Annotated in this window: 19 protein-coding genes; 15 read left to right on the forward strand and 4 right to left on the reverse strand. The window is 63.5% G+C overall.

Annotated features, from left to right (window positions below):
• Window positions 1–104 precede the first annotated feature (104 nt).
• The 3 genes from K1X41_RS13460 to K1X41_RS13470 are packed head-to-tail and all read left to right on the forward strand — an operon-like array spanning window position 105 to window position 1,634.
• On the forward strand, window positions 105–548 hold the full coding sequence (locus tag K1X41_RS13460) for a DUF6389 family protein (RefSeq protein WP_132202202.1): 444 nt from the start codon (window positions 105–107) through the stop codon (window positions 546–548).
• Between the two features lie 52 nt (window positions 549–600).
• Window positions 601–879: a hypothetical protein gene (locus tag K1X41_RS13465; RefSeq protein WP_220174835.1), complete on the forward strand. Its 279-nt coding sequence runs from the start codon at window positions 601–603 to the stop codon at window positions 877–879.
• Window positions 876–1,634, forward strand: a complete 759-nt coding sequence (locus tag K1X41_RS13470; protein WP_220174836.1) for a pentapeptide repeat-containing protein — start codon at window positions 876–878, stop codon at window positions 1,632–1,634. The genes K1X41_RS13465 and K1X41_RS13470 overlap by 4 nt, the downstream gene beginning before the upstream one ends.
• Here the strand turns inward: K1X41_RS13470 and K1X41_RS13475 are convergent.
• Together K1X41_RS13475 and K1X41_RS13480 are read right to left on the reverse strand one after the other, a co-directional pair.
• Window positions 1,631–2,164: a hypothetical protein gene (locus K1X41_RS13475; RefSeq protein WP_220174837.1), complete on the reverse strand. Its 534-nt coding sequence runs from the start codon at window positions 2,162–2,164 to the stop codon at window positions 1,631–1,633. The two genes, K1X41_RS13470 and K1X41_RS13475, sit on opposite strands and share 4 nt — an antisense overlap.
• A 38-nt stretch (window positions 2,165–2,202) precedes the next feature.
• Entirely contained in the window at window positions 2,203–3,051 is an 849-nt protein-coding gene (locus K1X41_RS13480; RefSeq protein WP_220174838.1) for a hypothetical protein, read from the reverse strand.
• Window positions 3,052–3,194: 143 nt separating this feature from the next.
• On the opposite strand from K1X41_RS13480, the gene K1X41_RS13485 reads away from it, so the two are divergent.
• The 3 genes from K1X41_RS13485 (at window position 3,195) to K1X41_RS13495 (ending at window position 6,067) form a co-directional block, all read left to right on the forward strand.
• A complete protein-coding gene (locus tag K1X41_RS13485) occupies window positions 3,195–3,881 on the forward strand; it encodes a hypothetical protein (protein WP_220174839.1) in 687 nt (228 codons plus the stop codon).
• 185 nt (window positions 3,882–4,066) lie between these two features.
• Window positions 4,067–4,456 carry a hypothetical protein gene (locus K1X41_RS13490; protein ID WP_220174840.1) on the forward strand — a complete coding sequence of 130 codons (390 nt, stop codon included), beginning with the start codon at window positions 4,067–4,069 and terminating at the stop codon, window positions 4,454–4,456.
• A gap of 111 nt (window positions 4,457–4,567) precedes the next feature.
• On the forward strand, window positions 4,568–6,067 hold the full coding sequence (locus tag K1X41_RS13495) for a YncE family protein (protein ID WP_220174841.1): 1,500 nt from the start codon (window positions 4,568–4,570) through the stop codon (window positions 6,065–6,067).
• Window positions 6,068–6,810: 743 nt separating this feature from the next.
• Here the strand turns inward: K1X41_RS13495 and K1X41_RS13500 are convergent.
• On the reverse strand, window positions 6,811–7,161 hold the full coding sequence (locus K1X41_RS13500; RefSeq protein ID WP_220174842.1) for a hypothetical protein: 351 nt from the start codon (window positions 7,159–7,161) through the stop codon (window positions 6,811–6,813).
• Window positions 7,162–7,892: 731 nt separating this feature from the next.
• On the opposite strand from K1X41_RS13500, the gene K1X41_RS13505 reads away from it, so the two are divergent.
• The 9 genes from K1X41_RS13505 to K1X41_RS13545 all read left to right on the forward strand — a co-directional run bounded on the left by K1X41_RS13505 (window position 7,893) and on the right by K1X41_RS13545 (window position 17,310).
• Window positions 7,893–9,491, forward strand: a complete 1,599-nt coding sequence (locus tag K1X41_RS13505; RefSeq protein ID WP_220174843.1) for a sigma-70 family RNA polymerase sigma factor — start codon at window positions 7,893–7,895, stop codon at window positions 9,489–9,491.
• A gap of 143 nt (window positions 9,492–9,634) precedes the next feature.
• On the forward strand, window positions 9,635–10,264 hold the full coding sequence (locus K1X41_RS13510) for a hypothetical protein (RefSeq protein ID WP_220174844.1): 630 nt from the start codon (window positions 9,635–9,637) through the stop codon (window positions 10,262–10,264).
• A 100-nt stretch (window positions 10,265–10,364) separates the two neighbouring features.
• Window positions 10,365–10,955, forward strand: a complete 591-nt coding sequence (locus tag K1X41_RS13515) for a hypothetical protein (protein WP_133617103.1) — start codon at window positions 10,365–10,367, stop codon at window positions 10,953–10,955.
• On the forward strand, window positions 10,952–11,581 hold the full coding sequence (locus tag K1X41_RS13520) for a hypothetical protein (RefSeq protein WP_220174845.1): 630 nt from the start codon (window positions 10,952–10,954) through the stop codon (window positions 11,579–11,581). The genes K1X41_RS13515 and K1X41_RS13520 overlap by 4 nt, the downstream gene beginning before the upstream one ends.
• On the forward strand, window positions 11,578–12,222 hold the full coding sequence (locus K1X41_RS13525; RefSeq protein ID WP_220174846.1) for a hypothetical protein: 645 nt from the start codon (window positions 11,578–11,580) through the stop codon (window positions 12,220–12,222). The genes K1X41_RS13520 and K1X41_RS13525 overlap by 4 nt, the downstream gene beginning before the upstream one ends.
• On the forward strand, window positions 12,219–12,956 hold the full coding sequence (locus K1X41_RS13530; RefSeq protein ID WP_133617100.1) for a hypothetical protein: 738 nt from the start codon (window positions 12,219–12,221) through the stop codon (window positions 12,954–12,956). The genes K1X41_RS13525 and K1X41_RS13530 overlap by 4 nt, the downstream gene beginning before the upstream one ends.
• Before the next feature lie 5 nt (window positions 12,957–12,961).
• A complete protein-coding gene (locus tag K1X41_RS13535) occupies window positions 12,962–13,675 on the forward strand; it encodes a signal peptidase I (protein ID WP_220174847.1) in 714 nt (237 codons plus the stop codon).
• Complete coding sequence (locus tag K1X41_RS13540) at window positions 13,672–15,114, forward strand: hypothetical protein (protein ID WP_220174848.1); 1,443 nt, start codon at window positions 13,672–13,674, stop codon at window positions 15,112–15,114. The genes K1X41_RS13535 and K1X41_RS13540 overlap by 4 nt, the downstream gene beginning before the upstream one ends.
• A 66-nt stretch (window positions 15,115–15,180) precedes the next feature.
• On the forward strand, window positions 15,181–17,310 hold the full coding sequence (locus K1X41_RS13545; protein WP_220174849.1) for an Ig-like domain repeat protein: 2,130 nt from the start codon (window positions 15,181–15,183) through the stop codon (window positions 17,308–17,310).
• Between the two features lie 295 nt (window positions 17,311–17,605).
• On the opposite strand, the gene K1X41_RS13550 is transcribed toward K1X41_RS13545, so the two are convergent.
• Window positions 17,606–18,061 carry a hypothetical protein gene (locus tag K1X41_RS13550; protein ID WP_220174850.1) on the reverse strand — a complete coding sequence of 152 codons (456 nt, stop codon included), beginning with the start codon at window positions 18,059–18,061 and terminating at the stop codon, window positions 17,606–17,608.
• Window positions 18,062–18,068: the final 7 nt, after the last annotated feature.

Below are 18,068 nucleotides of genomic sequence, written 5' to 3' on the forward strand. Positions count from 1 at the left end.
AGCCCGTAGCTCGTAGCTCGAAGCTCGAAGCCCGTAACTCTCGGCAGCCCGGGAGCTCTCGACAGCCCCGGTGCTCTCGAACGCGATGTCGATACACTATTTCGGTGGGATCTATCGAGTATCGTGACGCGCTGAAAGCTGTGCTCGATGCTGAGTCACAGACTCTGACCGCCCGGCTTTCCGTGCTCCATAGTGCAGCGGCTGTCGGCGCAGACGGAGTGCTCATCGAGGTGTTCGTTGATCAGGACGCCGAAGGGCCGTTCGGTGTGTGGGCGCGTTTCGAGGGAGCTGACGCGTTCAGCCTCGACCGGCAACTCGGGGATGACCGGGAACTGTTCGCCGTGATCTGGGGCGAGGAGGGCTGGGAGCCCGCGGTGCCCTCACGCCCTTCGGATTGGTCTCGAGCGCACTTGGCGGATGTCATCGTCGAGGTCGTGGCCGAGTGGATCAACCCGCTCATCCCACCGGGGTCGCCTGATCTGCGTTGGGAAGTCGGAACATCAGACGGCGCCAGAGACCCGATCCGCGTGGGGCCTCACGATGACTGATCCTGTCGGCAGTGACGGCCAGGGAGCCTCGGTTAGCACGAGACGCGACCGCATGCGGAACGGACAGCTCACGTTGCGCACGGTGTGGGGCAGTCCGTTGCCGCTTACGGGTTTCGCTACAGAGATCCGGCGGATCACGCAGCGTGTGCGCACTGTGGGGTTCTCAGATCATCTCGACGTGCTCCTGACGGGGCGGAGGCGAGATCATGCCGGCTTCGAAGCGAACACCGAGCGAGTGACGAGCGCGTTCCTGATCGAGAATGAGGTACCCACCGGGGCAGCTGCAGCGCCGGATGCCGCGGTGCCTACCACCGGGCGGATGGGCCGATGACGGCGCCTGGCGCTGCTGAGCTGTCGCGCAGATGGACCCCTGATCGGCTGGCTGCGCTGCACGAGCAGATCCTGGAGCAGGCGCGCATCGTGAAAGGGCCGCATCGCTTCGAGACCGAATGGGCGACGACGGACGAGGGCCGACTGGACCTGCGAGGGGTGAAAGCGGGGCGGGACGGAATGCAGTTCCGCTACGTCACCCTATCTCGCGTCGATTTTCGCCATGCACGGGGCCGCCTGATGTTCTTCGAGTCCGAGCTCGCCGACTGCCTGTTCGATTCCGTATCACTTTCCAGGCAGCCCCGATTCGATCGCAGCTTTGTGCGATGCAGTTTCCGTGCAGCATCGATGCAGGGCCTCGCGATTGGCACCCGGGTTACGGAGTGCGACTTTACTGGGGCGGATCTGCGCAAATTGTCGTCCTTGCCGAATACTCGATTCGAACGCTGCCAGTTCGACGCCGCCGATCTCAGCGGTGCAGAATTTTCGGACACCACCTTTGCGGACTGCACGTTTGTCGATGCCGCGCTCTCCGCGAGTACGAGTTTCACCCGGTGCACGTTTGTGAACACGCCCATCACGTTCGGTCTCGCCCGTGTGACCGGCTCACGTCGTGACGGCGAGGCGCTGCCGGATCAGTGGGGCGGCGAGGAGCAGGCTAACGCCGCGCGTGAACAGTATGCACAGCGCTACGCGCGTGCCGCGGCTGCAGGGCGTGCGGACGATCTGCCCTTGGATCCAGAGGCCGCGAGCTAACGGCTGAGTGTCGTGTCGGGGGCGCTGGCGGCGTCGAAGAGAAGTCGCTCGACGAGGTCGTTTCGTGCCGCGGGTCGCGTGACGATGTACCTCAGCAGATCCTCGAACTGAGAGCACACCACATCGGCCTCTTCAAATTCTGGCTCCGTTCCGTGAACAACTGCGCCGTCGTCTCGCACCGCCAGGTACTCGTATCCGTCACGAACGGACAGCAGGATCGGGAGGTGGTGCTTCCAAAACCGAGAGATCGCGGCCGCCTCAGCATCCGTCGTCGCCGCTTGAGCGCTCAGCTGTTCGAATTCGTTCCACGCGAACGCGCTGTTGGTTCTGCCGGAGTAGTCGTCCCGGGACAAGAACCATACCGTGTCGTCTGGGTTCGACAGTAGCGAGAACGAGGACACCCAGCGGATCACCGTTTCGGAGGCCGTCCGCATCGCGGCTGGAAGCTCGTCGTCCGCGAGCAGCGGCTGCTCGAACGTCCACCCGGCTGCATGCAAGGACCCGGTGGCACCTCGGAAGAGTTCCATCATAGCCACAAGGCTACCGATCAGTCTCGGGAATTGGCAGGTTAGGTGGTCGCGCCGGTGTTGGCCCATTCCAGGGTCGACAACGTTGCCTCGATCGTTTCGAGGCCAATGTGCCCACATCCGACCAGGGTGACCCGGCGGAGGGCGGGGAGCTCGTTGATAGCGGCAATGCCGGTGATCTTCTTGCAGTACTGGATGTTCACGATTTCGAGTTGCTGGAGCGCCGCCAGCTCTGAAATGTCACCGAGCGAGGTGAGATTCTTCAGCCGCAGCGACTCCAGCTGGGGGAGCGCGCTGATCCCGGTAAGGCTCGTCAGCGTGCGTCCACCAATCAGTCCGAGACTACGAAGCCCGACCGGTTCGAGGAGGCGGAAGATTCCCTCGTCCGTGGGCACGTTCAATAGGTGCAACTCTTCGAGCGGCAATTCGAGCGCCTGCCGCACATTGTTCAGAGATCTCTGCGGATATATCGAGAGTGCCCGGAGCTGGGGGAAGTGCTCGGCGTTGAACCGGAAGGGTTCGCCGACGTAGAGGGTGTTTAGGTTCGGTACTACGACGTCCGGCCACACCAGGGTCCGCTCGCCGAGGTGTATGGAGAGCTCTTCCAGGCTCTCGGGGAGGTCACCCTGCCGCAACTGGGTGATAACGGTCGGCAGAACGTGCCCCGGCCCGATGCTCAGCTTTCGTAGCCCCGTCATCGCCGTGATGATCTCGGGGAAACGGTCGATGGGTCCCTCACGTGGAGACCACAGGTGCGCATCGGTGATGCGTGAGAGCTCTTCGGTGTCGTAGGACTGGTCATAACACACGAGATTTCGGTCTGACGCGTCGAACTGGTCTGTGTACGCACTGTGCAACACCATGGTCCGCAAATTCGTTGACGCCGTCATCCGCTCACCCCTCACTGTGCCGACTGGTGTCTCCACCGACACCCAGAGTATCGGTGCGTGCTGTCGTCGTGCCGTCCACGTGCGCCCAGCTCGAGTCGACGCAGACGCTTCGCCCTGGTGCTGGTGTCCGGGATAATGGAGGAGTGACAGTGCAGCAGGAGGTCGTGACGTACGATGGGCTGCCGGCTTCGGCAGGCGGTGCGCATTCTCTCCGGACTCGGCACCCTCGCAAGGCGTATGAAAGCGTGCAGGCATTCCTCGACGCCACCGCGGTGACCGTCGGTGCACCGGAGATATCCTTCCAGCTCGGGGCCGGAGGCCCGCCCGACACGGTCGAGTATTTCGAAGCGTTCGCGACGGCACAACTGGGTGGACCGCAGCACCGACAGCGTACTCACACGCAATGGCGAGTGCTTCCAGAGCACGTCGAAGCCACGCTCGACGCCCTGAGCGGTGCCGGTTCTGGAGCGGTGACCGGATACGGGCATCCGCTTGCTGCACTGGTCTGGAACGCACCGGTTGCACTGATCGATCCCGCGACAGGAGCGACGCGTGAGGGGATCGATGCCGACGCCTTCGGCCGGTTCGCCGTGGACGGCTATGGGCGGCTGCTCGGAGCTTCCGGCGTGCGCGCCACATTCGGAACCACTGCGTCGTCGCTTTCACTCTGGCTCGCGTTCCCTGCTGGAGACCGGCTCCACGATGCCGCCGCGCACGTGCAACGGCATCTCCCGTTCCGGCTCTCAAGCAAACACTGGCGCCGGTGGCGTGCCACCAAAGACGGGCAGTCCTACCGGCCTACCAAGATCACGTCACCGTTGGCATCATGAGCACACCGTCGAAGCCCCGTCGGCTGTGCGTCTTCATGACGCCCGCGGATGAAGCGCAGTTGAGTGATGCGGTGCGAACCGCTCTTCCCACGGTGAGGTTCGTTGATGCGTCTCAACAACCCGAGACACGCACCCCGACGTTTCGTTCATCGCTGAGCGAATGCGCGGGCCCTCACGTCACCCTCGTGGACACGAGCATCCTGTCTGAGCGCGTGTTTCATCGTGAGTATGTGGTGCCCCACCCCTCCGGTCAGGGGTGGGTGTACGCGATCGTGGGGACCGGCCTCGCGAGCCTCGTGCGTTCACGTTCCGAGGGCGACAGCTTGCGGAATGGGGAGATGCGGGCAGCCGTGCCAGCGGGCGACAGCCGCACCGCCGAGTACGTGAGGGAGTTGATGTCTGTGGTGCGCACCGGTGGGACGCGCGTATTCGCCGTTGACCCAATGACAAAGAGCATTGCGCGTCGCGCGGAGCGGAACTTTGTCGCGTGGCCAGAGGCAGCATCCCGTTTTGGGTCGAAGGAGGCTCCGCTGCTCACCAACGGCCCAATGGCCTGCTTCGCTGTCGAGCGCTGACGAGCCCGGTCGAGCCCGGTCGAGCGCTGACCGACCTGGTCGAGCGCTGACGAAGGCACCACAGGGGCCGCGAGAGATCCGCCAGAGCGCGCTTGCGATACTCTGTGACCCATGGAATTCCAGCCGCTCGTTGCGCCTGTTGCCGTGCATGAGCTTCGCGTTCCCGTTCCACAAGATGCACCGCATCATTTCCCCACGGCCACCGTGCTCCTCGACGAAAGCGCTCTGCTCACCTCCTGGGTGGAGGGTCGCGCAGCTCATCGACTCGGCATACTCGACCTGCACACTGGACAGTGGCGTGTGTTGCCAGGGCTCCGCGGGATGCTGCGCGACGCGCTCGCCCTGTCGGATCAGCACTGGCTGGTACTGACCGACCACGCTCTGACCGAGATCGATGTGCAGACCTGGGAAGTCACGCGCAGGCTCACCGCGAAGATCGGCACCTACAGCACCTCTCTCAGCCGCGACGACGACGATGTCATCGCGGTGGGGAGCTCCGCTGCGACGATGGAATCCTTGGTCTCGGTGTCAACGATGACCGTGCTGAAGCGAAGACGCCGAAGTCCGCTTCTGCAGGATCCGATCCCAGCGGAGGCAGCCCGGGCAGGTGCAGCGCGCATCCTGCAGCACGGATCAGGGCTGCTGCTCGCCGCCACCCAGGCGCGCGAGTCGGCGCCCCAACGACTCGTGGTGCTCTCTGCAGAAGACCTCTCGGAGATCACCTCCGTGGACTTTCCGCTCGGCCTGAGTAGTGCGCACGTGGTCGGCGACGGAGTAATCGTCGCAGGGCCGGACATCGGACGCGCTCGGAGCCTCACCGCACTAGGGGGAGTGATTCCCCGCGTGAACAGTTCAGCGTCTCAATCATTCACCACACTGGTGCGCGCCGCGAACGAATCGGCCGCGGTTCTACTTCAGCAGGGTGCCCGCCGGAATCCGCCGCGCACGGTCTACCGTGATCACCGGCTCGAACCGGGCGACGAACTCGCCGATGTGACCGGTCGTCGCCTCACTCTCGAGAATTGCGTCGCTGCCAGAGCCCAGAAAGGCCACGAGCGCCCCCGCATCTCCCGCGTGCACGTCGCCGACCTCGAGTTGCAGTCCAGTTCTCTCAGCGGCGCCGTGCTCGAAGACGTCACCGTCGACGGCCTGCGCTGCCCGGACGAGGCGGGGTTCCTCTTTGGCTGCGAGCTCCGCCGCGTCACTCTGAAAGGGCGCATACGCGGACTCATCCTCAACTCGACCCTCGACGATCCCGATCCGGATACGACCGCCCAGTACGCGCAATGGCATCGCGAACGCGTGCAGGATCCCGAATGGATGCTCGACCTCACCGGCGCGACCGGTGACCTCACCATCCGGGGGTACCCATCACGATTCATCCGCCGCAACCCTGAACTCCAGGCCGTGGTGACCGCTGAGGCCGCCCAGACGCTCGACTGGCGCGCAGTCGATCCAGGACGGTCGTCGCTCGGCGTCGCCCTCCATGAACTCGTCCGATCTGATTGGGAAGACGTGACCCTCATCGCCAACACGCATGGTGCGCACGCCAGCGAGGATCTCCGTTACATCCAGCGACTGCGAGCGCTGGGCATCGCACAGACCGACTGACCTGTGACAGCGCTCGGGCTGCGCCACAGGTATTTTCGGCGACGGGCGACGGCCGACGGCCGACGGGCAACGGCCAACGGGCGACGGGCGACGGGCGACGAGTAACGGCCAACGGGCAATTGCTTGTGCGGTTCGTTGCGCGCGTGTGGCCCTGCATCCCTGGGAGCGATTGCGCACAGCAGATGGCGCCCCGGTTCACACCCTGCCATCCCGTGGGTGAGCCCGAAACTGCCGCAGAAATACCCTGAAGTCCTCGGAGTTGCGGGGCCCGAAACTCGGACGACCGAGCACCCCGCATGCGCGCAGGGGGGATATTGCAACCTGGCGGGAGCGCAGTGCAGGCGATGATGGGCTCACAGTAGGAGACGTGCTGGCTCCGTCGATGTCGGGATGTCGGGATATTGAGGTGTCGGGGTGTCGGGATGCTGCGATGCTGCGGCGTCGCGATGCTGCGGTGTCGCGAAGCTGCGGTGTCGCGAAGCTGCCGTGCTGCGGTGTTGCGGTGTCGCGGTGCTGCGATGTCGCGATCTTGCGATCTTGCGATCTTGCGATCTTGCAGTGCTGCGGTGTCGTGATGCTGCGGTGCTGCGGTGCTGCGGTTTCGAGATGTCGCGAAGGATTCGGGGAGGGGCGTCGAGTGTGTTCACTCCTGCAATCCGGAGCCTGGGCCGCGTAACGCGGTTGTCCGTACGAACCAGTTCATCCCAGGTGTATGGCTCTCCCGCGACTCCCGGGTGCATGCTTCAACTCGTTCGCCCTCCAGGGGGAGCTGAGGGGGTGTCGTTCGTGCGCGTGGGGGAGTGCTCAGCCAACCGTTGTCTCGCGTCGCGCCGCTGCTTGCTTCCCGGCGGGTACCCGTTGCCGTCTGGTGTGTGGCGTTTGGCCCAGGGAACCGCGTCGCCAGCCTCGCGGAGTGACGTGTAAATGCCCACCATTCTGCGTGCAGCAGGATCGAGCTCCCATTTGATGAGCAGATAGCGCTCTGCCCCACCAGTGTCGGTAATGCGGCTGATGACCGCTGCGGGAGAGGCGGGGTTGTCTCGCAGCACGAGCCACGTGTCAGTGTCATACATGATGAGTCCGGTGTTGAGCATCAGAATCCTCGTTCGAAAGTGTGTTCGAATATCGTACGTGCTGCATCCGACAAAGTCTGCTGTGTGCCGTGGACGGTGCCGCGAGTGGGGGTCTCTCGGCGTGCGCGGACGCGTTGAGGAGTATCAGCAGCAGAATCTCGCCGGGAGCGGCTGCGCGATGGCACGCTTCTGAGGGTGTGGGCAAGGAATAGACCGCGCACCGGATCGAGACCAATGTTGTCGGCCACACCGGTTGGGGGAAACGCGATGTCCGCCCCCCTATTCCGTTGGTCGAGCACTCAACTTTGCTGCTCGAACTCCGCCGGAAACTGAGCATGCCTCGTCTGGTGTCGGCCCGCGGCACGCGTGCGATCTGGTGCACACGCGGCCCGTGTCAGTGTTCCTTTCCTCTCTGCAGCGCACCAGGTCGCGAGCGGAGGCACGACTTTCTCAACGTGGGATCCCGAAGCTGAGATCAGTGTCACTTCGAAACCCTGCTCCCCGCGTGGCTTTCTGGCCCAAGACCGGGTATCGCCTCGGGCGACACACTCAGATGTGATGCGGGAGCTACCTATTCTCCTGGCTTTCTGTGGAGGATAGGGGGCCGTGCACACCCGTTCAAGCCTCACCCCGAGTAGGACTAGTGATGAGTTCAGACCTCTCCCAGTATTTCCATCGACGCGCAGCAGCATGGATAGTGGGTGCACCTTCCTCACGAGAGTGCAGGCCTGGTCAGGAGAGTTGAGCGCTCCGTGAATCACGAAGACGCTGAGTCACACGGACACCCTCCGAGCAGTGCGCCGAAATCGGTGCATCTCGCCGCACTTCCTCAGCTGTTCCGGGAGCTGTCACCTCGGCTCCGCCGATACGCGTTTTCCCTGGGCGCCACAGATGCGGAAGCGGACGAGGTGGTCTCCGTCACTTTTGAGTCCTACCTCGACTTCCTCACCCGGAACCCCGAGGGCGTGAGGAACCATGAGGCGTATTTGGTCACCATTGCTCGGAACGCCTTCGCGCGGTTGAAACGCGCTGCTCCAGATCACTTCTCGGTGGAACAAGATCTCGTGGTGCCTGCTCGGCCCTTCCATGACACGCTCGTGATCGAACTGGAGCACACGCTCTTGGGCGGGGCTCTGCAACGCGTGTCAGACGAAGACCGTCGTATTCTTGCCTTGCGCCTCCTCGAAGATCGATCTTCCGAAGACGTCGCGGAGGAACTCGGCATCACCGTGGTGAATGCGCGGGCGCGGCTCTCTCGCGCCCGCCGCGCTCTGCGTACTGAATACCTTGCCCTGTACGCAGACTCCTCGGCAGGAACGAGCTGTGAGCCGTTCATTCGTCCTCTCGCAAAGTTCGTTGCCCACGGTGCAGATGCACCACCACGCCGCCTGGCAGCTCACCTGGCCACGTGCGCTTCCTGCGGCAGAGTCTTGAACGAGCTCCGCGATGAGGCTGGCACCGGACGCCGTGCTCGCGCGATTGTCTGGGGGCCGATCGGGCTTGCCACCCTGCTCCAACGCGCGCCAGGACAGCAAGACCGTGCTCACGCGGTCCCGCTGCTTGCGCTCTCCCAAGCGCTGGTCGCTCTGGGGTGTGCGCTGGTCCTGCTCCTGGGCATCGCGCAGCTCCTCACCCCACCTGGTCCAAGCACCGACGGCTCCACGGGGCTCCCGGCTCAAGAAAGGGAATGGTCGCATCCGGAGCGGGGAGGCCCAGAGCGCCAGTGGCTTTCCGTGTACCCGGAAACCACGCGTTTGCGCATGCCTGCGCCCGGTCACGAAGTCGAGTGGGATCTCGGTGCGCGAAACGATGCGCTCCTGAGCAGCTTGCAGGTGCAATTGCAGGTCATCACCAAAAATCAGCATCTCAGCGATGCGCTGCGGCTTACCGTAGCCACTTCGACACGCACCATTCTCGACAACGCGCCACTTGCCACCCTCCAGGGTGATGGGCAGACGCTCGGTCACCTCACGCCGGGAGAAGAGCTGTCGTTGCGGGCCACGCTCACACGCGACAGTAGCGACACGGATCCAGCGCTCGCCGCAGAACTCTCGTTTCACTTTGCGGCCTCAACTGCTGTCTCAGAGCAGACCTCGGGTCGCGCGGCTCAGCCCACCCAGGCAACTGGACCCCATCCTGTTGACGCATTCCTGCTCGCGTTGACCGGAGGCGTGCTCGGAGGCGTGCTTGCGGTGCTTGCCGCTGCACTGGTGCTGATCGGATCGGGCGGTATTCTGCGCAATCGCTCGCGCGGGCAGCGGCAGAACGAGCAGCTCTGCCGTCCCCACGCAGCGGACGAGGATCTCACGCGCCCTGAGACAACCGAACACCGGGGCCACTGCGCCACCTGACACGTGCCAAGAGCGGTCAAAACAGCGGCGAAGAAAATCTTCCCAAAACTCTGTCACACATTCCGGCTCTGCGCCTCTACGAAGTGAGCGCGGCTCAACCGCGTGAATTCAAGTAGACGATAGAGAATAGGAACGACATCACTATGGCCAGTTCAACTCAGACGAGCGGGCGCAAGCGACTGCTGATCTCAGGCGGCGCACTTCTCGCCGTTGCAGCACTGTCGACGGCAGCGTTCTTCGCAGATTCAGCGAACATCAACCTGTTTGGCTCCGCAGATGGTGATGGAATCGGCGGGGGCAACAACTTCGTGCTGGAGACCCAGAATCAGGATTCGTCTGGCGTGGCAGACGGCACCTGGGTACGGGCCAACACTGACGGCACGGCGGTCGACTGGGTGCTTCCTGACGGTGACACTCTGACTCCGGGCGAGTCCACCACGGTGGAGATTCCGCTGCGCAACAACAGCGACAATCTGGCCGGCGATCTCAAGTTCAAGATTGGGACTGTGGCGGGAAAGACGAACGAGGCTGAACTCTGGAACGCACTGCGCATCACCGTCGAGGTGAAGAAGGATGGCGCGGCCAGCTGGACCAAGCTCGCCGACGAGGTGACGCCGAGCTCACTCGCCGCCGCTCAGACCTTCCTGAACGACCTTGCGACGGAAGAGGAAGCAACGGCGAAGGTGACCGTTGGCATCGTCTCGACCGCCGGAAACGATATCCAGGGGCAGGAAGCCTTCCCGAAGTTCATCGTCGAAGCTCAGTCGAAGTAATTCGGGAGTTCTCACCGACTTACATCGCAAGGGGTCGCTGGGCGCGAACCGTCAGGGACGGGCCCAGCGACCACGATGAAGTCCTGCACCTAGGAAGCACATGACAATCCTCACCATGCAACGATCTGAGCGTGTGAAAGCGCTTATCGCGTCCGGAGTGCTCCTCGGCTGTCTCGCGCTCGCCTCCGCGGCAGCGTTCACCAGCAGAGGAACCGCGGAGGTGTTTATTGATGGCAGCAACAATACGTTCACGCTCGCTGTGGCCGGTTCCACACAAGACTCCTGGCAGCCGACAGGCGCCGAGTGGGCCGACAGCTCAACCGCCGCGCCCGCTGCGGCAGTCGATACTGGCGGAGAACCGATGGTGTTTGCGGTCAACGAGCCCGAATCGATTCGCGTCGCTGTGAAGAACCAGAGCGAGGCGCTTGTCGGAACTGTCGCTCTCGCAGTGACCGCCACCGCGACTCCCGAGGTGCTCGACCACCTGTACGTCACCATTCGCTCTCAGCAAGCCACGCTCGTGCGCGAGATGCCCCTCTCCCGGCTCCGCGGAATTCCGTGGGCAGCGGACCTCGCTCCGGGGCGCCACGAGGTGCTTGACGTGACCATCGAACTCCGTCCGGCCCCTGCACCGCTTCCCTCGGAGAATCCTGTCACCGTCCATTTCAGTTTCACCGGAGAGAATCGATGAGTCACACGCACCCTCACGGGTATCGCATACGAGCAGCGCTCTCGGGCACTGCACTGCTCGTCCTCGCTGCGATCGGCGCAACTTCGGCTGCCCTCACCGACCGGGCGACACTCACTCTGGGCGGCGCCGACGGTGTCGGCAATCCGACCCCATTCGCCGTTCAAGTGCAGGACACGAGCGGCGACTGGCAGGAGGCCCGCGACGAGCAGTCTGCAGTCGAATTGCCGCTCACCGGCTCTGAGACCCCCGTGGTCATTGGGACCAGCGAGGCGGTTACATTCACCACGAACTTCCGCATCGCCCCTGACGCTCCGGCAGGATCGGCAGTGCCGACGCTGGCTCCACTCCCGAACGGATGCAACGCCAAGTGCGCCGCCCTGTTCGAGTACATGCGGTTCACTGTCGCCTACGACGGTGAACCAGCCTTCGCGACCGGCCTCACCTCAGTCGAATTCAACGCGCTCGACACGAGGGGAATTGAAGGACTTCTTCCAGGGGCTGAACACACCATTACGGTCCAGGCGCTCCTCGATACCACTTTCGCGCTCGATCCGGACCTTGACTCCTTCGCCGCCGAGACTAGCGGAGTCGCAATTCAGTTCACCGCCGAATCGAGTGCACCATGACACGCTTAGCCGCCCTGATCTGCCTGATCTTCGTCGCGTTCCCTCTCGCTTCGGCACCCGCTGAGGCGGTCCCATACGTGCCTGTCGCGTCTGCGGTGGGCACCGCCCGCGCCACTGTCCCGCAGCAGGATGAATTGCCACCGACTGCGCTCATCTCAGTCACCGGACCAAGCTCCATGCCCGTCCCAGGGCCGGGGCACGAAACTCACGCAGAGTTCACCGTGGTGAATCGCACCGATACTCCCTTGCCGCTCTCATTTCGAATCTCCAGCGATGAATCGGCACTCGTTGCGACCGGTGAAGACCTCTCGCTCACGCTGTCAGACGGGAAAGAACGCGTTCTGAGTGCTGCGCTGCGAAATCTCAACGGCGTCTCGAGCTCCACCGTGGAACTCGCGCCTCTCACCCCCGGCGAAAGCCGCGTCCTTCGAGGCGCACTCACGCTCGAGCAGTCGGCAGGCAACGAGTACCAGGACCTCAGCGGAAATCTGCGCATCAGTTTCGAGGCCACCTCGGAGACGCCACGACTGGCAGAAACTGGCGCGTCGCACGACGCCGCAGCCGCGGTCGCAGCGCTCATCCTTGCCGTGGGTGGCGTCCTCTTGTTGACCCGTCGAACCCCTGAAAGCACACGCAGATGAGACACATACTTCTTCCCCGAGCCGCGCAGCTCTGCGCCAGCGCCTTCGCTCGCCTTGCACGCCTCGCTCGGAAAGCCCAGCGCCCCGGCAAACCCGCGCTCGTGATTGCTCTCGCCGGAGTGACGGCCGTCGTCGTGTTCGGTGTGGCAACGCTGCTCACGAGCGCTGCATTCCGCGACAGTGCACTGATCAACCTTGCTGGTAGCGGCACCGGGGTGAGTGTCGCGCCGTTTGATATTGCGGTCGTGATGCCCCCCAACTCTCCGGACGCCGGAATAGTGCGCCAAGCAGACACCCCGGCCGGCATCGGCATCCCCATCGACAATCCCCGCAATCTCGTCCCGGGAGGGCAGGTGCGTACCGGAGACCTCATTGTGTTCAACAACTCCGAGCGAACATCAGCGGCCGCTACCCTGCGCATCATCGATACGACGGAGAGCAGCGCGATCAGTCTGGTACCCGAGCTCCGCTTTACCGCGATCACTTCGCAGAGCGGCACGGAGAGGGTCCTTTTCGAAGACAAACCCCTCGCCGAGGCACACGCAACGCTCGGGAACCTCGCGCCGCGGGGGAGCACCCCTCAGAACGAAGGGGACGGCTACACACCTGGGCCAGACACCAGCGCGCAGACGATCGTCCTCAAGATCGAGTTCCCCGACTCTGCCGCAGCGGCTGCACTCAACGGTGGAACGGCGAATCTTGCCCTCCAACTTGATGCGAGCAGCACAAGATGAGGGCGGTGTCACAGGTGATCCGCCCACTCCGTTCAGTGTTGCTCACCGCCGGGGCCGTCCTCGGTGCGGTGTGTGCGCTGGCGGTCGCCGCGAGCCTGGTCTTCGGGGTGAGCGCGCTCAATGTCATCTCAGGCTCCATGGCCCCCGGGATTCCAACGGGTTCAATGGTGTTCGCGAAAAACGTGCCCGCACCGGAAATTCGTCGCGGAGACGTCGTGACCGTCGAACGGCGGAGCTCCGGCAACGACATCGACGGACTCGTGACTCACCGAGTTGTTGAAGTGCTTCTCCCCGAGGAGCGATCCGACGAGGCTGCAGACGAAAACAGGCCGCAGGACACACTCGGCGAGAACGGACGCTGGCTCGTGCTAAAGGGTGACGCAAACGCCCTGCCTGACTCCGACCCCTATGTCGTTGAAGAAGCGAGCCGATATCTGCTACACGTCCCGTTCCTCGGGAACGTTTCGCTCTTCCTGCAGACTCCGTTTGGTCTCTCGATCCTCCTCGTGTGTGCAGCGCTTCTCGCATTCATGTTTTTCCTACCGGCCGAAGCCCGAGCTCGCTCAACGGGAGCTCGGGGAGCTTCGGAGCAGTCAGCTCCGACCGGGGGCGACTACGGAGCGGACGACGAGGCCCATCGGGGGCACGCGCCAGCGGCCCCGCCGCAGAAGATTTCCAGCCAACCAACGGACCCAGATAACAGGACACCAGGATCATGATCATCTCTCAGCGTTCGCCGCGCCCCGTCTCCTTTCGCCGCCGGCATGTGCCACGACGTTCGTGGCGCTTCGCGGGGGTCGCAGGACTCCTCGTGCTCGCCCTGGTCCCCTCGACCGTGAGCGCCTTTCAAGATCAAGCGTTTGTGCGCAGCGACGCGATCGGCGTCAAGATTCCCAACACGATTGTCGAATACGAACGAGCAGAGGGCCTCGGCGGGCAATTCGCTATGGCATACGGAGAGCAGCGCCTCTATGTCAGCATGAGCGAAAAATTTCTCGTGTCAATTGATCCAGTCACTCTCAAGGAGAAGAAACGGATCGAGCTCGGATTCGGGTGCGTTGGTCCGATCACGACGAACCGCTACGGCGTGTATCGAGCCCCGGAGGTCGTGCCGGGTGACTCTGAGTGGCTCATGTACGGGCAAGCAGCAGTGAAATCAGCCTGGGAAGAGGAACAAGGGATGCGGCTCCACAATGACGCGAAAGTCGCGAACATGAGCGAGTATGTCCCGTCACCAGACCCGACAGGGAATTGCCAGAGTGAGTGGATTTTAGGCTCGCGGATGTCGGGCCAATGGACTACCGGTGGGAGCTACAACACGATTGTTCGGTGGGGTGGGAACCCGTATAAGGAAGCCCTGTTCGCGAACGTTCGCCCCCCGGTCGGGCACGGGTGGTTTACCAGCGATTCGATCAAGCAATCTTGGGGCGGGATGACGCTCGGCACCGCGTCGGGCAAGATGGGTTCCCCCGCCCTCAAACCACTTGACCTCGGCATGGCTTCCGCCTTTGGACCGAATTATTGGACCAACCTCTACGTGCTGTCGCGAGCAGGGGACGAGGTGTACGTCACTGCCTACGACGTGACGGAGTGGAACGTAGGCGAAGGCCTCCGGAACCTGCCCAAGCGCCTCTGGATGAAGAAGCTCGAACTTCCGGCTGGCGAACGAGCTGACCATGACCGCACCTGGCGGCTGCACCTCGACCGGCGTCAGGGAACGATGTACGTAGCTGGGGATATCACGGTCATTCGAGACAACGAGTACCGCGCTGAAGGGCGCGTCTTCGAAGTTCCCCTTGAGGCGGGCGCCCCAGCAATCGCACTGCCTCCTCCAGCGTTTCCCATCACCGATTCCATCCTCGACGAGACGAACGGTGAGCTCATTCTCTCCACCTTGACCGTTGAAACTGCCGACCCGTTCAACCCGCAGCCCTCCAGCAGTACCGAGCTCGTGACATACGACATTGAACGAGGCAGCGCAGAACTCAACACCTTGATTCAGACGAACACCTTGGGCGACTACGTGCGGGCCGTGGGAGGGATCGAGGTGAACGAACTCACAGGAGACGTGCTGCTCGGAGGCCTCTACTGCGAAGGCAAGCCAATTGCTCCGTGCACGTACCCGGTCCGTGCAATTCTCAAGATCAAACGACTGTAGCCGGCCTGTCGTCGCACAGGCGAGATACGCATCACACCGAAAAGAGCACACGCCATGAGAAAACTATTGACCAAAACTCGAGCGGGAGTCATTGCAGGAACAGTTGCGATCGCGGCCGTGTTTGGTGCCGCAGGCGCCGCCCATGCTGCACCTACCGAGCTCACCGAGCTGCACCAGCTGAACCCATCCGATGGGTCCCGCGCCGGATATTCCACGGCGATGAGTGGAAAGTACATCGCCTACACCGACGTCTGGGGTGCCTCTGTCGCGGTCTCCGTTGCCACCGATGACACGCTGACCCAGTGGGAGACCACCCGGGTGACTGCCGCGAACCCTCCGGCTGCGTTCGGGAAACGCGTGGCGCTCAACGAGGATGCGACCAAGCTCTCGGTCGCCGGGGCCGGTGTCGTGGTGCAGTTCACGCGCAACAGCCTGAACGACTGGACGGAAAGCTCTCGATACACGGCTCCGGCCGATACGTCACGCGTCACGCGGATTGCGGAGTCGTTTGGAGAGGCCTTGGCCGCAAGCGGCGACCTCATTGTCGTCGGAGCGTCAAACGCCACAGTGGACGGTCACGCCAACACCGGTCTCGCGTACGTCATCGACAGCAGCAACGGCACCACGCGGGAGCTCCTCCCCACGGAAATCCGCCCGGGGAGCATCACCGGTCAGACGGTCGCCATCTCAGGAGAACACATCGCGGTCAGTGCAGTGCAAAATACCGACGACATGTTGAGGCGCGTCGGTGGCGTGTACCTGTGGGATGTCTCTGCTCCCGTGGGCACGGAGCCTGGGTTCGCCACGCAGCCCGTGGACGACGCGACAGTGTGCCTGCCAAGCGGCGGGGGCGGCCCCGCGTTCGGGTTCGCACTCGCGTTCCAGGGTGAGTCCCTCTTTGTTGGCTCCCCGGTCGAAGCAAATTTCACCGGCCCCAAGACTGACCCGGAACACGGTTGCAATCGCTCCTCGATTCAGTCAGGCACCACAACGCAGGGGGCGCTGTATCAACTCGATCGCTCGCTCACCCAGCAGGGGGCCAAGCTGCTGCCTCCGCAGCACAGTGAAAACTTCGGATCTTCGATCGCTGTTTCAGGCGAGACCATTCTCGCCAACGCTGAGGTGCGGCCTGCCGCCCAGGGTGAGGTCCACATCTACACGACCGGCGAATTCACTGCCACCACCGAGGCTACGATTGCACCGGAGCCTGTGCAGACACTCCGGGCGTCAGACGCGACGGATCGCGATCAGTTCGGCTACACGCACTACGACTCGGCAATCCGCGCAACGGCCGACGCGGTTGCAATTGGTGCCCCGTTTGCCCGCAGTAAGGCGGGATCAGTCTATGTATTTGGTCCTCCCATGACGGTAAGCTCCGACCCGGTCGTGACCGCGATTGATGCCGAAAGCAGCTACGGAGCACAGCATACGCTCACCGTCTCCGTCACTGACCAAAACAGTGAGGGAATCGTCTCGTTTGCGAGCGGTGGCGAGGACTGGGGGAGTGCGCCAGTAGTCAACGGCGCAGCTGAACTCGTGCTCGATGTACCCCTCACCGCAGGCGACCACGTATTCTCAGCGAGCTACTCGGAAGACGCTGGCGTCACAGTGCTCGCAGAAGCAACTGCGACGTTGGCCATCCTGCAGGCGGAAACCACCACGACGCTCACAACGGATACCACCTCGTCTCAGGGGTCACCCGCACCCAAAGCTCGTGTCGAGGGAAGCGTTGCTGGAGTGAACGGCACGATTCCAACAGGCAATGTAGTGATCGCCGACAGCGCAGGACAGGCGCTCGCGACGCTCCCGCTTGATCCCGCCGGCGCGTACGCCGGAGAGCTCCCCACCCCCGCACAAGATATGAGCATCACAGCAAAATTCGGCGGAGATGTGAACCATCAGGAGTCGGCATCGCAGCCGGTATCGTTGCCCGCGGCGCCGCTGAAGAAGCCGAACCCTGTGACGCCTTCTCCGACTGCGCCCACGACCCCGACCTCCCCGACCTCCCCGGCCACCCCGCCGGCCTCGTCACAGACCCAGCAGACAGCCACCTCGCCGAGGCTTGCACAGACCGGTGGAAACGGCACCTGGCTCCTCGCCGCTGCAGGCGCGGCACTTCTCGGAGGCGGCGGAGCATTCCTCGGGAGGCGTTTCCTCCGAGACCGGAAAGCCGCTGGCCGTCGGTACCCAGAGTAGAGATGCGTGGGTCTCTCAGCTCGAACGCATTCGGGCTGAGAGACCGCTCGCGGACGGTCACTCCGTATTGCAGACCATGCGCCGTGCTCCACAACGGCCACGGTGAATCGGCCACTGAGCTCCTGGCGCGCGGCCGATTCACTCGCCCGGGTCGCCCTCGGGCCATGTCGCACTCCCGAGAGCAGAGCACATATGCTCACAGTTCCCCTCCACAGGCTCCTTCCGGAGAGCGTGGCCGCGGCCTTGACACGTGCGATCGCGCCTGCGCGTGGCGCAGAGGCGCTACGCCCGCCTCCTACTGATCAAACGGTGGGGCCACCGCCTCGCACTGAACGGGAGCACCTGCTGCGCTCGTTTCAGATGCGATCTCTCGTGTTCCATCAAGCAAGATTCTGCAGGTGGCGGTCAAGCCCTCAGCAGGAGTGGCGGTGACGCTCGTGGTGTCCCCAACGATGACGATCGATTCAACAGACCAGGTCGCAATTCCGCCCTCCCTGGGGGACGCGGTGACCGAGTCGTTGACGACAGGCGCACGCGTGTCAGCGCGGGTCGCTTGGTCCAAGTACGACACCGCGGTCAGCGTTGTGGGCTCAGAGCTGTCGACACTGACTTCATAGGTGACCTGCCAGGCGTCCGCAGCAGAGTTCTTGAATGCATCGATTGCGCTACAGCCGGTGAGCGAAGCGCCGACGAGCAGAGCCGCAGCGAGCACGGAGGACGACCGGATCAATGTGGTGTGCGAGTTGTTCATGTATTCG

This window comes from Leucobacter luti (assembly GCF_019464495.1).
In the GTDB taxonomy this organism is placed as follows: Bacteria; Actinomycetota; Actinomycetes; order Actinomycetales; family Microbacteriaceae; genus Leucobacter; species Leucobacter luti_A.

Coding starts and splice junctions, on each gene's coding strand:
- K1X41_RS13500 (WP_220174842.1), bottom strand. CDS start 7,161: ATGCTCAACACCGGACTCATCATGTATGACACTGACACGTGGCTCGTG.
- K1X41_RS13465 (WP_220174835.1), top strand. CDS start 601: ATGCGGAACGGACAGCTCACGTTGCGCACGGTGTGGGGCAGTCCGTTG.
- K1X41_RS13510 (WP_220174844.1), top strand. CDS start 9,635: ATGGCCAGTTCAACTCAGACGAGCGGGCGCAAGCGACTGCTGATCTCA.
- K1X41_RS13495 (WP_220174841.1), top strand. CDS start 4,568: ATGGAATTCCAGCCGCTCGTTGCGCCTGTTGCCGTGCATGAGCTTCGC.
- K1X41_RS13550 (WP_220174850.1), bottom strand. CDS start 18,061: ATGAACAACTCGCACACCACATTGATCCGGTCGTCCTCCGTGCTCGCT.
- K1X41_RS13530 (WP_133617100.1), top strand. CDS start 12,219: ATGAGACACATACTTCTTCCCCGAGCCGCGCAGCTCTGCGCCAGCGCC.
- K1X41_RS13480 (WP_220174838.1), bottom strand. CDS start 3,051: ATGACGGCGTCAACGAATTTGCGGACCATGGTGTTGCACAGTGCGTAC.
- K1X41_RS13540 (WP_220174848.1), top strand. CDS start 13,672: ATGATCATCTCTCAGCGTTCGCCGCGCCCCGTCTCCTTTCGCCGCCGG.
- K1X41_RS13525 (WP_220174846.1), top strand. CDS start 11,578: ATGACACGCTTAGCCGCCCTGATCTGCCTGATCTTCGTCGCGTTCCCT.
- K1X41_RS13475 (WP_220174837.1), bottom strand. CDS start 2,164: ATGATGGAACTCTTCCGAGGTGCCACCGGGTCCTTGCATGCAGCCGGG.
- K1X41_RS13515 (WP_133617103.1), top strand. CDS start 10,365: ATGACAATCCTCACCATGCAACGATCTGAGCGTGTGAAAGCGCTTATC.
- K1X41_RS13520 (WP_220174845.1), top strand. CDS start 10,952: ATGAGTCACACGCACCCTCACGGGTATCGCATACGAGCAGCGCTCTCG.
- K1X41_RS13470 (WP_220174836.1), top strand. CDS start 876: ATGACGGCGCCTGGCGCTGCTGAGCTGTCGCGCAGATGGACCCCTGAT.